The sequence below is a fragment of the Flavobacterium defluvii genome (assembly GCF_900129555.1).
Classification (GTDB): domain Bacteria; phylum Bacteroidota; class Bacteroidia; order Flavobacteriales; family Flavobacteriaceae; genus Flavobacterium; species Flavobacterium defluvii.
In genome coordinates, this window is the sequence record NZ_FQWC01000001.1 from 320836 (window position 1) to 334722 (window position 13887).

The 13887-nt window shown below is 34.8% G+C and carries 11 protein-coding genes; 2 read left to right on the plus strand and 9 right to left on the minus strand.

Annotation, left to right across the window (positions count from 1 at the left end):
* Positions 1-4: 4 nt before the first annotated feature.
* Genes BUC29_RS01430 through BUC29_RS01445 form a run of 4 tightly spaced genes read right to left on the minus strand, consistent with a single transcriptional unit; the run spans position 5 to position 6383 of the window.
* Positions 5-529 carry a DUF3341 domain-containing protein gene (locus BUC29_RS01430; RefSeq protein ID WP_073412666.1) on the minus strand — a complete coding sequence of 175 codons (525 nt, stop codon included), beginning with the start codon at positions 527-529 and terminating at the stop codon, positions 5-7.
* Positions 522-1922: an NrfD/PsrC family molybdoenzyme membrane anchor subunit gene (gene nrfD / locus BUC29_RS01435; protein ID WP_012023712.1), complete on the minus strand. Its 1401-nt coding sequence runs from the start codon at positions 1920-1922 to the stop codon at positions 522-524. The genes BUC29_RS01430 and nrfD overlap by 8 nt, the downstream gene beginning before the upstream one ends.
* Before the next feature lie 34 nt (positions 1923-1956).
* Positions 1957-5010 carry a TAT-variant-translocated molybdopterin oxidoreductase gene (locus tag BUC29_RS01440; protein WP_073412668.1) on the minus strand — a complete coding sequence of 1018 codons (3054 nt, stop codon included), beginning with the start codon at positions 5008-5010 and terminating at the stop codon, positions 1957-1959.
* 32 nt (positions 5011-5042) lie between these two features.
* Positions 5043-6383 (minus strand): c-type cytochrome, encoded by a 1341-nt coding sequence (locus BUC29_RS01445; protein WP_073412670.1) that lies wholly within the window; start codon positions 6381-6383, stop codon positions 5043-5045.
* 219 nt (positions 6384-6602) lie between these two features.
* On the opposite strand from BUC29_RS01445, the gene BUC29_RS01450 reads away from it, so the two are divergent.
* A complete protein-coding gene (locus BUC29_RS01450; RefSeq protein ID WP_073412672.1) occupies positions 6603-6992 on the plus strand; it encodes an SPOR domain-containing protein in 390 nt (129 codons plus the stop codon).
* A 47-nt stretch (positions 6993-7039) separates the two neighbouring features.
* Here the strand turns inward: BUC29_RS01450 and BUC29_RS01455 are convergent, their stop codons facing one another.
* From BUC29_RS01455 to rimP, 4 genes are all read right to left on the minus strand, one after another.
* Positions 7040-7549 (minus strand): DUF4920 domain-containing protein, encoded by a 510-nt coding sequence (locus BUC29_RS01455; RefSeq protein ID WP_073412674.1) that lies wholly within the window; start codon positions 7547-7549, stop codon positions 7040-7042.
* 166 nt (positions 7550-7715) lie between these two features.
* A complete protein-coding gene (gene infB / locus BUC29_RS01460) occupies positions 7716-10583 on the minus strand; it encodes a translation initiation factor IF-2 (protein ID WP_073412676.1) in 2868 nt (955 codons plus the stop codon).
* Positions 10584-10641: 58 nt separating this feature from the next.
* The gene (gene nusA / locus BUC29_RS01465; protein ID WP_057121246.1) at positions 10642-11892 is read right to left on the minus strand and encodes a transcription termination factor NusA; all 1251 of its coding nucleotides are present in this window, start codon (positions 11890-11892) and stop codon (positions 10642-10644) included.
* A gap of 13 nt (positions 11893-11905) precedes the next feature.
* The gene (rimP, locus tag BUC29_RS01470; RefSeq protein ID WP_073412678.1) at positions 11906-12370 is read right to left on the minus strand and encodes a ribosome assembly cofactor RimP; all 465 of its coding nucleotides are present in this window, start codon (positions 12368-12370) and stop codon (positions 11906-11908) included.
* Positions 12371-12542: 172 nt separating this feature from the next.
* Here rimP and BUC29_RS01475 point away from each other — a divergent pair, with 172 nt between their 5' ends.
* The gene (locus BUC29_RS01475) at positions 12543-13367 is read left to right on the plus strand and encodes a universal stress protein (protein WP_073412680.1); all 825 of its coding nucleotides are present in this window, start codon (positions 12543-12545) and stop codon (positions 13365-13367) included.
* 201 nt (positions 13368-13568) lie between these two features.
* Here the strand turns inward: BUC29_RS01475 and BUC29_RS21440 are convergent, their stop codons facing one another.
* A complete protein-coding gene (locus BUC29_RS21440) occupies positions 13569-13745 on the minus strand; it encodes a hypothetical protein (RefSeq protein ID WP_167369514.1) in 177 nt (58 codons plus the stop codon).
* Between the last annotated feature and the right edge of the window lie 142 nt (positions 13746-13887).

Consider the following 13887-nt stretch of genomic DNA (forward strand, 5'->3'; position numbering starts at 1 on the left):
ACAATTAATTCTTTTCAATTACTTTAACTTCTACAGCTCCTGTGCCTTCGAAAAAAGAAACAAGTTCTGCTTCGTTATTATTTACAGCAACTTCCATTAAGAAATGGTCATCTGTTGTTCTTACATCAGGATTTTCGGCTTGCTTAAATGGCCATAATCTACTTCTCATATAAAAAGTAATTACCATTAAGTGCGCAGCGAAAAATACAGTCATCTCAAACATAATTGGCACAAAAGAAGGCATATTCTGGATGAAACTAAAACTTGGTTTTCCACCTATATCCTGAGGCCAGTCATGAATCATTATATAACTCATCATTGTTGTTGCAACAGAAATACCAACACATCCATATAGGAAAGCACAAATTGCTAATCTTGTTGGTGCTAAGCCCATAGCTTTATCCAACCCGTGAACAGGGAATGGAGTAAAAACCTCTTCAATATGATGATGAGCAGCTCTTGTTTTCTTTACTGCATCCATCAAAATATCATCGTCATTATAAATGGCGTATATTACTTTATTACTCATGATGTGAATCTTTATTTGCTCTTTCTCTAATGTAATTATCTCCTGTTCCTTTTAAAATTGTTTTAACCTCTGCCTGAGCAATTACAGGGAATGTTCTAGAGTATAATAAAAACAATACAAAGAAGAAACCAATTGTTCCGATGAAAATTCCAATATCAACAAATGTTGGTGAGAACATTGTCCAAGAAGATGGAAGGTAATCTCTATGTAAAGAAGTAACAATAATTACGAATCTTTCAAACCACATACCGATGTTTACTACAATCGAAATGATGAATGAGAACATGATACTTGTTCTTAATTTTTTGAACCACATAAACTGAGGAGAGAACACGTTGCAAGTCATCATCGACCAATATGCCCACCAGTAAGGTCCAGTAGCTCTGTTTAAGAATGCATATTGCTCATACTCTACACCTGAATACCAAGCAACAAATAACTCAGTAATGTAAGCCACACCTACGATAGATCCAGTAATCATGATAATGATGTTCATTAACTCAATATGCTGTAATGTGATGTATGCTTCAAGGTTAGAAACTTTTCTCATAACGATAAGTAATGTGTTTACCATCGCGAATCCAGAGAAAACCGCTCCAGCAACAAAGTATGGAGGGAAAATTGTTGTATGCCATCCAGGAATTACAGAAGTAGCAAAGTCCATAGATACAATCGTGTGTACAGAAAGTACAAGTGGAGTAGCTAAACCAGCTAATACTAAAGATACTTCTTCAAAACGCTGCCAATCTTTTGCTCTACCACTCCATCCAAAACTTAAGATAGAATAAACTCTTTTGTTGAAAGGAGTAATAGCTCTATCACGAAGCATTGCAAAGTCAGGTAACAAACCAGTCCACCAGAAAACTAATGATACTGAAAGATACGTTGAAATCGCGAATACGTCCCAAAGTAAAGGTGAGTTAAAGTTTACCCATAAAGATCCAAACTGGTTTGGAATTGGTAAAACCCAGTATGCTAACCATGGACGTCCCATGTGAATAATTGGGAATAAACCTGCCTGAACTACTGAGAAAATAGTCATGGCTTCCGCTGAACGGTTAATAGCCATTCTCCAACGCTGACGGAAAAGTAAAAGTACAGCAGAAATCAAAGTTCCCGCGTGACCAATACCAACCCACCAAACGAAGTTAGTAATATCCCAAGCCCAACCAACTGTTTTATTTAATCCCCATGTTCCGATACCGGTAGATACGGTGTAAATTATACAACCTAACCCCCAAAGGAAGGCTACTAATGCGATTGTAAATACAATCCACCATTGCTTATTTGCAGGTCCTTCAACAGGTGCTGCCACATCTACAGTTACATCGTGATATGATTTATCACCTATAACTAAAGGTTTTCTAATGGGTGCTTCGTAATGAGACGACATAATCCTTTATATTGTTTCTTAATTAATAATTTTACTAAGTGTTTCTAACTTTTACGTGATAGAAAACATTTGGTTTTGTACCAACATGCTCTAATAAATGATACATTCTTTCGCTTTCTGCTAATTTAGCAACTTCGCTTTCTTTATCATTTACGTCTCCAAATACCATAGCACCAGAAGAACAAGCTGCAGAGCAAGCGCTGCTAAATTCATCTTTAGCTACAACTCTACCTTGACGTTTAGCTTCAAGAATTACCGCTTGAGTACTTTGGATACAGAAAGAACATTTTTCCATAACTCCACGAGAACGAACGTTTACGTCTGGATTTAGTACCATACGACCTAAATCGTCATTCATATGATAATCGAATTCACTGTTTTTGTTGTACAAGAACCAGTTAAAACGACGAACTTTATAAGGACAGTTATTAGCACAATAACGAGTACCAACACATCTGTTGTATGCCATGTGATTTTGACCTTGACGACCGTGAGAAGTAGCTGCAACCGGACAAACTGTTTCACATGGTGCGTGGTTACAGTGTTGACACATTACTGGCTGGAATGCTACTTGTGGATTATCTCCAGGTTTTTCCATTTCATTAAATGTAGATAACGAACTAGATAAACCAGCAATTCCTTCTTTTCTTTCGTTGTCTCCTATAAAAGTACTTTCAGAAGAATAGTATCTATCGATACGTAACCAGTGCATATCACGGCTTCTTCTTACCTCTGCTTTACCTACTACAGGGACATTGTTTTCAGCATGACAAGCAATAACGCAGGCACCACATCCAGTACAAGCATTTAAATCGATAGAAAGATTAAAATGGTGCCCTGTAGTACGATCAAATGATTCCCATAAATCAACAGTAGTTGCTTCAACTTCCTGGTGGTCTAAAGATACCATTGGCGGCACATTCCATTCTTTTGAATCTTTAGTATTGAAGATCTCTAAAGTAGTTTCTTTAATAATATCTCCTCTACCCATTAATGTTTTCTGTCCCTGAACACAAGCAAACTCATGCTCTCCATTTGCCTGAGCTATAGTAACAGACTGAACACTATTGAAATTTTTATATAAAGCGTAAGCATTAATACCTACCTGCATTTCTTCTTTTAAAGCCGCTTTACGACCATAACCTACAGATAAACCAACTGTTCCAACAGCTTGACCAGGTTGAACAATAACTGGAACATTTTCTAATTTAGTTCCGTCAGCAGTCGTGATTGTAGCATAGCTACCATTTAAACCACCGTTTGCAACAATTTCATTTGAAAGATTGTATTTTTTAGCATCTGCATTTGAAACTGTAATGTAGTTATCCCAAGAAACTCTTGTAATAGGATCCGGAAACTCTTGTAACCAAGGGTTATTTGCATGCTGCCCATCACCCATACCTGTTTTAGTGTATAGTACTAATTCAAGTTCGCCAGTTGATTTTGATTTTGAAAGTACATTTGCTGCACCAGTAAAATCATAAGAACCACCAGCTAAAGCAGTAGAACCAGCTACAAAAACACCGTCATGTAAAACTTTATTCCAAGTTGTACCAGCAATGATAGCAGCAGAATTAGCTTTTAAATAATCGTAGAATTTTCCAGGAGTTCCGTTTAATGATAGTAAAACATCTTGAAATTGTTTTGTATCAAAAATAGGACGGATCGTAGGCTGAGTTAAACTGTAAGTTCCTTTTGTAATTACTACATCTCCCCAAGATTCTAAATAATGAGGTGCAGCTGCTGCAATTGTAGATAAAGAAGCTGTTTCATCTTCTCTTAATGAGAAAGCTACTGAAGTTTTAACTTTTTTCAATCCAGATACGAATGAAGCCGAATCAGCTAAAGTGTAAACAGGATTAACACCGCTCATAATTAAAGTATGAACACTTCCTGCATTCATATCTTTTACTAATTGACTAACAACCGCATTAGAACCTTTTCTAATTTGTCTTGTCCCTGCCGTACTAAAAGCTTCACTAGCTAATGCCTGGTTAATAGCTAAAACTAATAATTGTGCATTTTTATCTTCAATTCCAGATACTAAAATTCCTTTTGTACCTGCAGCTTTCAATTGTTGAGCCGCTTTCACAACTTCTGCTTTAAATTTTGCATCTAAAGAAACCGGAACAGAAGCACCAACAACAATATTATATATTTGAACTAAAGCCTGTTTTTGATCAGCAGTAGTCATTGGAACACGCTTATCAGCAGCAGCTCCAGATAATGTCATATTTGATTCAAACTGAAAATGACGAGACATTTTTCCGTTTTGAGGAATACGTCCTTTTGCATATCCAGCATCATATCCACCACCTTGCCAATCTCCTAAGAAATCAGCACCAACAGATACAATTAATGAAGCTTTTGAAAAATCATAATCAACCAACGCTCTTTCGCCATATACAGTTTCAAATGCATCTAATGCTTCAGAAGAAGAAACTGCATCATAAACAACATGTTTTGCGTTTGGATTCTTAGCAATAAACTCAGCTATTAATTTCTCAGTAGATGGACTTGCTAAAGTGTTTGTTAATAATACAACTTGACCTCCTTTAGCTTTTGCATCAGCTAAGCTTGATTTAATTTTCAAATCAACAGCAGACCAGCTGCTATTTTTTCCATCCAATTTAGGTGCTTTTAAACGCATGCTGTCATATAAACCTAAGATAGACGCATGAATTCTGGCATTGGCTGAAAACTTAGCACCAGCAATGGTATTGTTTTCAATTTTAATTGGACGACCCTCACGAGTTTTAACCAAAAGATTAGCAAAATCAAAACCATCAAAAACTGTAGTTGCATAATAATCTGCAACACCAGGAATGATTTGCTCTGGTTGTAATACATAAGGGATAGACTTGTGCACAGGACCTTCACAAGCAGCAAGTGTAACTGCCGCAGTACTAAATCCTACGTACTTTAAAAAGTCACGACGTGAAGTTCCAGATGAAGCTAAAGCATCTGCATTCCCTAGAAATTCTTCTGTAGGAATCTCTTCAACAAATTCGTTATTTCTAAGCGCCTCAACAATAGAGCTATTTTCTAGCTCTTCAACACTTTTCCAGTATTTTTTGTTTGATGACATTGTATATATATATTAAAATCTTAATAATTCGATTAATAGTGGCATTTACCGCATTCTAAACCTCCCATTTGCGCTGCAGTTAATTTCTCTACACCGTATTTCTTAGAAAGTTCAGCATGAATTTTATCATAGTATGCATTTCCTTCCATCTTAACATCAGTTTTTCTATGGCAATCAACACACCATCCCATTGTTAATTTAGAGTATTGCTTCATGATTTCAAATTCTTGTACCGGACCGTGACAAGTTTGACATTCAACTCCCGCAACAGAAACGTGTTGTGAGTGGTTGAAGTAAACAAAATCAGGAAGGTTATGAATACGAACCCATTTTACAGGCTGTGTTTTTCCAGTATAAGCCTGCTTAGCCTTATCCCATCCAACAGCATCATATAATTTTTGAATTTGAGCATCGTAAAACGCTTTGCTGTATTCAGCTGTAGCAGTAGTTTCTGCAACTTCAGAAATATTTTTATGACAGTTCATACAAACATTTAAAGAAGGAATTCCAGCTGTTTTACTTACACGCGCAGCAGAGTGACAATATTTACAATTGATCTCATTGTCTCCAGCGTGGATTTTGTGTGAGTAGTGAATTGGCTGAATAGGCTCATAGTTTTGATCTACACCAACCTGCATCAAATATCCATACACAAAGTAACCACTAGCTAAAAGTAAAAATATAGCAGTAACCAATACTAAGAATTGATTTTTAGCAAAAGCTTTCCAAATTGGAGTTCTACCTTCTTTTGGAGCAACTACAATACCATTATTACTAGCAACTTTAGTCAATACTTTGTTCACCATGAACAACATAACAACTAAAATAGCCATTACAAGAGCAAGAGCTCCTAAAATAATATTGTTTGAAATTCCGCCACCTTCAACTTGAGTTCCAGGAGGACCTGAACTTACCGTTTTAGCAGGGTCTGGAGCAGGTTTTTCTTCAGAAGTATAAGCGATAATATTATCAATATCTGCTTCAGATAACTGAGGAAAAGAAGTCATTACAGACTTATTATTCTCTTCAAAAAGTTTTACAGCAACAGGGTCACCTGATTTAATTACTTCAGAGCTATTATGAACCCACTTGTAAATCCAAGCCATTTCATGTTTTGCAGCAACTCCTCTAAGAGCAGGACCTGTTGATTTAGCATCTAATTTGTGACATGCAGCGCAATTTGCATTAAAAAGTTCTTTCCCTTTTACCGGATCACCACCTCCAGATGCAGCAGCAGGTGCCGCAGCAGCTTCAGGCGCCGCAGGAGCTGCAGCAGGATCTTGAGCAAATGAAGTTAGGGAGAAAATTAACGTTAGCGATAAGCTAAGTAATAATTTTCTTGAGATCGAATTATGGTTACCCACCTTTTTCATATAGTATAATAATTATCTACTAATTTTTGGTATGATTTTTTCTGTACTAAATCAGACAAAAACCAATACCTTCTTTTAAAACTTGCACAAAAATACGACTTATGAACTATTCTCAAAACCTTAAAATAGTCTTAAATACCAATTTATATCAATTCTAAATAATATTAAAATTTTACTTCCAAACTTTAAATAGTATTTTTGCACAAAAACCATCACATTATGAGAATTTTAACCTCTAGAAAAAACGTTTTCTTAACATTCACAATGCTCACATTAGCATACAATATTCATGCTCAAAGCCAAAATTTAACACTAAATCAAGACCCAAAATTCGAGCAATTATTAAATGACAAACGTAAATTTAACACATCAATAATTACAAACGATTCTTATAGAATTCAAATTTTTAGCGGCAAAAGCGAGGACGCTAAAAAGACATTATCTGACTTTAAAAGAGAGTACACAAATATTGACGGCACAATAATTTTTAATACTCCAAACTATAAAGTGATCGTAGGAAATTTTAAGACACGAATTGAAGCAGAAAAGAATTTAGCCGACATTAGAAAAAAATACAAAAGTGTTTTTTTACTTAAGCCAGGCAAATAATACAGAATAAAAAAGCGAGATAATTATCTCGCTTTTTTTATATAAATTTAATTTACAACTTTTATTCCTTCTGCCAAAAATCGTATCTCTTCTTTTGGCGCTACAATAGCATCAATTTCTGCTTTTGTTTTTTTACCATCTTTAGCATAATGCTTTAGCTCATCAACAGATGTCACTTTTCGCTCAGCATTACCCTCTAAAACCACTTTTTTTCCTTTTAATGCAGTAGGTACAAAAAAAGCATAATCTTTCATCTTTACAAAGAAAGAGGAACCACTCTCTGTTTTGATGGTAATCCAGCACCCTCTTTTTTCACAAACATTCACAACTTCTCCTTTTACAACAACCTCATTTGCTTTTTTTACATCCTTTAGTTCATGTTCTAACTTTTCAACAGAAATTGCTTTATCTACTGATAGTCCAGAAATATCTTTTCCATAAAAGTCGCCAACCAAAGCATCTCCTGCCGGTGGTGATGGTTTCTCGACAGCTTCCTGAGAAAAACAAAAAGCACTAAAACACAAAAACAAAATGATCCAATATATTCTTATTTTCATTATTACATAATTTTCGATTAGTTCTATCAAAAATACATCAAAAATTCAAACGATCATATAATGCTTAATTACAAAACTAAATCACCTCTAGTTCTTTTAAAAAAAATAACAACATAAAAAAAGTCCCAATTCTCATTGGGACTTTTCAAATATTAAGTATCGAATTTTATTTCAATTTCTTTTTGATTGCGACTTCGTGGTAAGCTTCAATAACATCATTAATTTCAATATCATTAAATCCTTTTATCTGAATACCACAATCATATCCTTTAGTAACCTCTTTAACATCGTCTTTGAAACGTTTTAAAGCAACCAGTTCACCTGTATGAACTACAACTCCATCTCTAATAACTCTAATTTTAGAAGTTCTTAAGATTTTACCATCAGTCACCATACAACCTGCAATAGAACCCACTTTAGAAATTTTGAAAATCTCACGAATTTCTGCAGTTCCTAAAACTTCTTCTTTCATTTCAGGAGCAAGCATTCCTTCCATCGCGTCTTTTAAGTCATCGATTGCAGCATAAATAATAGAATAGTAACGGATGTCAATTTCTTCTTTCTCTGCAAGCTGTCTTGCATTTCCAGCAGGACGAACGTTAAATCCAATAATAATCGCATCCGATGCAGAAGCCAAGTTAACATCAGTTTCTGTAATCGCACCAACACCTTTATGGATAATATTGATCTGAACTTCTTCTGTAGAAAGCTTAGAGAATGAATCTGATAATGCTTCAACAGAACCATCCACGTCTCCTTTAAGAATTACATTCAATTCCTTAAACTGACCAAGAGCGATACGACGTCCAATTTCGTCAAGTGTAATATGTCTTTGAGTACGTACTGACTGCTCACGCATTAACTGAGAACGTTTAGACGCAATTTGTTTTGCTTCTTTTTCATCTTCAAATACATTAAACTTATCACCTGCAGTTGGCGCTCCATCTAAACCTAAAACCGATACCGGAGTTGAAGGGCCAGCTGTTAATACTGTATGCCCTCTTTCATCGTGCATTGCTTTAACCTTACCATGATGTTTTCCTGCCAGCATATAATCTCCAATTTTCAAAGTACCTTGTTGCACTAAAATTGTAGACACATATCCTTTTCCTTTATCTAAATAAGCCTCAACAACAGTTCCTTGAGCCGCTTTATTTGGATTTGCTTTAAGATCTAAGATCTCTGCTTCTAATAAAACTTTCTCTAGTAATTCCTTAACACCCGTACCGACTTTTGCAGAAATATCATGTGACTGAATTTTTCCACCCCAATCTTCAACAAGTAAATTCATACCAGCCAAACGCTCTTTAATTTTATCAACATTCGCGTTTGGTTTATCAATTTTATTGATTGCAAATATAATTGGCACTCCTGCAGCCTGTGCGTGAGAAATTGCCTCTTTTGTTTGCGGCATGATATCATCATCCGCAGCAACTACGATAATAGCAATATCCGTAACTTGAGCTCCACGTGCACGCATCGCGGTAAACGCCTCGTGACCCGGAGTATCTAAAAATGCTATTTTTTGTCCATTATCTAAAGTAACTCCGTATGCTCCAATGTGCTGTGTAATACCTCCAGACTCACCAGCAATAACATTTTCTTTACGAATATAATCCAGTAAAGATGTTTTACCGTGGTCAACGTGACCCATTACTGTAACAATTGGCGCTCTTGTTACTAAATCTTCTTCTTTATCTTCTACAACTTCAATCGCTTCTTCGATATCAACTGTAATAAATTCAACATCGTAACCAAACTCATCAGCAACAATTGTTAATGTTTCAGCATCTAAACGCTGATTCATCGTTACCATGATACCAAGAGACATACAAGTTCCGATTACTTTTGTAATAGGCACATCCATCATGATTGCAATTTCACCTACCGTAACAAATTCCGTAACTTTAATAGTTTTACTTCCTTCGTCAAGAGCTCTTTGCTCATCATCAGATTTTTGACGGTGTGTTTCTCTTTTATCTCTTCTGTATTTAGCGGCTTTAGATTTTCCACCTTTCCCCTGAAGTTTTTCAAGAGTTTCTCTAATTTGATTTTTAACCTCTTCTTCTGTTGGCTCTACTTTTGCAACAATAGCAGGACGATTTCCTTTTACGAAACCAGGTCTTTGACTTCTGTTAGCATTAAAACCTCCTCCACCGGCATTTGGTGTAATTTTATTTGGATTTGGCGTTCCTGGCGCATTTCCTGTTACAGGTTTTGGCGCTCCAGGCGTACCCGGTTTAGGGGCAATTCTTTTACGCTTATTTTTATTGTTTGCGTTATTATTGTTTCCAACCCCAGGAGTTCCTGGTTTGTTTGGAGTAATTTTCGGATCTTCTTTCTTTTTCTTAGGCTTATTAAACTGAGATAAGTCAATTGTCTGCCCAGTAAGAGTAGTTCCTGATAATTTTTGATATTGAGTCGTGATCGTTTCTTCTGCAGTTGCTGGATCTGTTGAAATAATTGGATCCTGAGCTGTTTTAGAATTCTCAGCTTTTACTTCTTTTTTCTCAGTAATAATAGGTTTTTCTACCTTTTTCTCTTCAGAAACAACAGGAGCCACAGACTCTGATGAAGTTTCTTTTTGAACAGGTTTTTCTGTTTGAGTTGGAGTAACAGCTTTCGGCTCTTCAGCTTTAACTTCTTCTGAAGCAGCTGTTGGTTTCTTCGGATTTAAATCAATTTTACCAACCTGAACTGGTCCAGTTACAACAGCTCTCGCTTTAATGATTTCTTGTTGTTTCTGACGCTCTTCGTCCTGTCTGCGTTTGTCCTCAATTTCTTTCTCGCGCTCAACACGCAACGCTTCTTTTTCCTTTCTTTTCTCTTCTCCTACCTCTTTAGAAGCTTCCTTATTCCCCTTATCGCCCGCAAATTGGCTTTGCAGGATATTAAATTCACTGTCAGAAATTTTAGCATTCGGATTTGCGTCAATAGCAATTCCTTTATCTTTTAGATAATCTACAGCTCTTTCTAACGAGATATTTAATTCCCTTAAAACCTTATTTATTCTTATTACTCTCTCTTCAGACATATAACCTTTTTATTATTACCTTTTTCGTTGTGTTGTTAGAGCAGATGTTTAGCTATTACTAGCTATCAAACTCTTCTTTTAGTATTTTCATAACATCAAGAATTGTTTCCTCTTCTAAATCTGTTCTTCTAACTAAATCTTCTACTTCTTGTTTTAAAATACTTCTTGCCGTATCTAAGCCTATTTTTGCGAATTCTTCGATAACCCAGTCTTCGATTTCATCTGAAAACTCTGTTAATTCAACATCATCATCATCTTCGCCATTTGCAGTATCACCTTCTCTGATTACATCTAATTCATAACCAGTTAACTGACCTGCTAATTTTATATTATGACCTCCTCTACCAATTGCTTTAGAAACTTCTTCTAATTTCAGGAAAACTTCAGCTCTTTTGTTTTCTTCGTCTATTTTGATTGAAGAAACTTTTGCAGGGCTTAACGCTCTTGTAATAAACAATTGAATATTGTTTGTATAATTGATTACGTCAATATTTTCGTTTCCTAATTCACGAACGATTCCGTGAATACGAGATCCTTTCATACCAACACATGCTCCAACCGGATCAATTCTGTCATCATAAGAATCTACAGCAACCTTTGCTTTTTCGCCAGGAATACGAACTACATTTTTAACTGTAATTAAACCGTCGAATACTTCAGGAATTTCTTGTTCAAATAATTTTTCTAAAAACTTCTCAGAAGTTCTAGACATAATAATCTGCGGCTTATTTCCTTTCAATTCAACGCTTTCGATAATTCCACGAACGTTATCTCCTTTACGGAAAAAATCAGATGGAATTTGTTTTTCTTTTGGAAGCACAATTTCGTTTCCTTCATCATCTACTAAGATAACAACTCTTGGGCGAACGTGGTGCACTTCGGCAGTATAAATATCACCAATAATATCTTTAAATTGTTTGTAAAGATTTGTATTATCGTGTTCGTGAATTTTCGATATTAAATTTTGACGCAGGGCTAAGATAGCTCTTCTTCCTAAATCTATCAATTTAACTTCTTCAGAAACTTCTTCTCCGATTTCAAAATCCGCCTCAATCTTTCTTGCTTCAGTCAAAGTAATTTCTTCATTTTCAAAATCAAGATCTTCGTCAGCAACGATAACTCTTCTTCTCCAAATCTCCATATCTCCTTTATCAGGATTTATAATGATATCGAAATTATCATCAGAACCGTATTTTTTCTTCAATGCATTTCTAAACACGTCCTCTAAAATTGCCATAAGCGTTACACGATCAATAAGTTTATTATCCTTAAACTCTGAGAATGAATCGATTAATGCTAAATTTTCCATGCGAATTCTTTAATTAAAATGTTACTGTAACAACTGCCTCTTTAATTTCTGTATAAGGTATTTGTTGTTGTTTTTGAACTGTTTCTTTTCCTTTTCCTACTTTTTTCGGTTCTCTTGCCTTCCAAGACAAAATTATGAAAACATCGTTAGCTTCTACCAATTCTGCTTCAATTTTTTCATTATTTGTAGTAACAATCAATGTTCTACCGATATTTTTCTTGTATTGTCTTACTAATTTTAAAGGAGAACCTACTCCAACTGACGCTACTTCAAGCGAAAAATCCTGCTCTTCACGATCCAGGTTATTTTCGATTGCACGACTGATATCAATACAATCCTGAAGCATTACTCCATTATCCCCGTCTAAACCAACGCTAATTTTGAAAGAATCCGAAATAGCAAGATCAATTAAAAAGATTGATGGCTTTTCCAGAAGAGCTTCTGTAATTAATCCGTTTACTTTTTCCTTAAATGTCATAATTTTATAAAAAGAGGGGACACTTAGTCCCCTCATTATTTAGATTTTAATAAATAACGGTGCAAATATAGTGATTTTTTTATAAATCAAATAAATAGATTGCTCTAAAAATATTTCTTATCTTTATAGTAGGATTCAAAAACAGATATTCTAATAATTTAACCCAAAAATTATGAAACGAATTTTAGTACCTACCGATTTTTCAGAACACGCAGAACACGCCTTAAAAGTTGCCGCACAAATCGCCAAAAAAAACGATTCTGAAATCATTATTTTACACATGCTCGAATTTCCGCATCAGACTAATGACGCAATATTCGGAGGTGTAAGCATTCCCGAAACCATGCTTTTTATGCAAAAAGCAAATGAAACACTGGACAAGATTTCTGAAAGTTCATTTTTAGACGGAATTTCGGTTACTGAAATCGTAAAAATGGACAAACCTATTCACGGAATTACTCAGGTAAGCAAAGAATACAATATTGACCTAATTATTATGGGATCTCATGGTTCTTCTGGTCTAGAAGAATTACTAATTGGTTCAAATACCGAAAAAGTTGTCCGAAATTCAGATATACCTGTTTTAGTTATAAAGAAAGATATTTCAAATTTTAATGTTGCAAATATTGTTTTTGCATCTGACTTTTCAGAAGAAGCAAAAAAACCATTTGAAAAACTCTTAAATTTTACAAAACTCTTTGATGCAAAAATTCATTTAGTTTCTATTTGTACGCCAAATAGTTTTAGATCGACTCATGTAATTGAAAAAGCTATAAAAGATTTTATAAGCGGATTTAACCTCAATAATTATTCTACACATATTTACAACGACACTAATATTGAAAAAGGAATTATTAATTTTTCAAACAGCATAGATGCAGACATCATCGGAATGTGCACGCATGGCAGAACAGGCTTTGCACATTTCTTTAACGGAAGTATAAGCGAAGGACTTGTTAATCATACCATAAGACCGGTCATCACACTTAAAATTTAAATACATAAAGCTTATTAATTAAGCTTCACAACAAAACAAAAACAAAAACAAAAAAAAAAAAAAACACTTTTCATCATAAAGTTTTTTTATACTCTACAACCAACGATTTATTTAAATAAAAAAAAGAAGATGAAACATACCTTCCTCATCTTCTTTTTTTTTTATACAATAATCTGTTTAAGGGAGTTCGACATTATTTCTTTAATCCCCCCCTCCTTCTATTAAATCAATTAACTCTTGCAAAGTCATACCATTCACCACATCACCGAATAGCGCTCTAGCTCTAGCTAGAAGATCTTCATACAAACCTCCACCTCGCACTTGAATCATTTCAGAAGACTCCAGCTCTGTAAAATTCATTTCTTTTAAATTATCCATAACTTCAATGTATTTAGAATTATTATTTAGTTAAAAACAAAAAATATACTGCAGCATTTTTTACAATTTCAAATTTATGTAAAATACTGATACACAGATGTTAAAAAAAAGATGATTACTACTTTAAGCAAAAACCTACTTG

What these genes read in the sequence shown, in the direction of transcription:
- BUC29_RS01430 (WP_073412666.1), bottom strand. Translation starts at nt 529, where the DNA reads ATGAGTAATAAAGTAATATACGCCATTTATAATGACGATGATATTTTG.
- nrfD (WP_012023712.1), bottom strand. Translation starts at nt 1,922, where the DNA reads ATGTCGTCTCATTACGAAGCACCCATTAGAAAACCTTTAGTTATAGGT.
- BUC29_RS01440 (WP_073412668.1), bottom strand. Translation starts at nt 5,010, where the DNA reads ATGTCATCAAACAAAAAATACTGGAAAAGTGTTGAAGAGCTAGAAAAT.
- BUC29_RS01445 (WP_073412670.1), bottom strand. Translation starts at nt 6,383, where the DNA reads ATGAAAAAGGTGGGTAACCATAATTCGATCTCAAGAAAATTATTACTT.
- BUC29_RS01450 (WP_073412672.1), top strand. Translation starts at nt 6,603, where the DNA reads ATGAGAATTTTAACCTCTAGAAAAAACGTTTTCTTAACATTCACAATG.
- BUC29_RS01455 (WP_073412674.1), bottom strand. Translation starts at nt 7,549, where the DNA reads ATGAAAATAAGAATATATTGGATCATTTTGTTTTTGTGTTTTAGTGCT.
- infB (WP_073412676.1), bottom strand. Translation starts at nt 10,583, where the DNA reads ATGTCTGAAGAGAGAGTAATAAGAATAAATAAGGTTTTAAGGGAATTA.
- nusA (WP_057121246.1), bottom strand. Translation starts at nt 11,892, where the DNA reads ATGGAAAATTTAGCATTAATCGATTCATTCTCAGAGTTTAAGGATAAT.
- rimP (WP_073412678.1), bottom strand. Translation starts at nt 12,370, where the DNA reads ATGACATTTAAGGAAAAAGTAAACGGATTAATTACAGAAGCTCTTCTG.
- BUC29_RS01475 (WP_073412680.1), top strand. Translation starts at nt 12,543, where the DNA reads ATGAAACGAATTTTAGTACCTACCGATTTTTCAGAACACGCAGAACAC.
- BUC29_RS21440 (WP_167369514.1), bottom strand. Translation starts at nt 13,745, where the DNA reads ATGGATAATTTAAAAGAAATGAATTTTACAGAGCTGGAGTCTTCTGAA.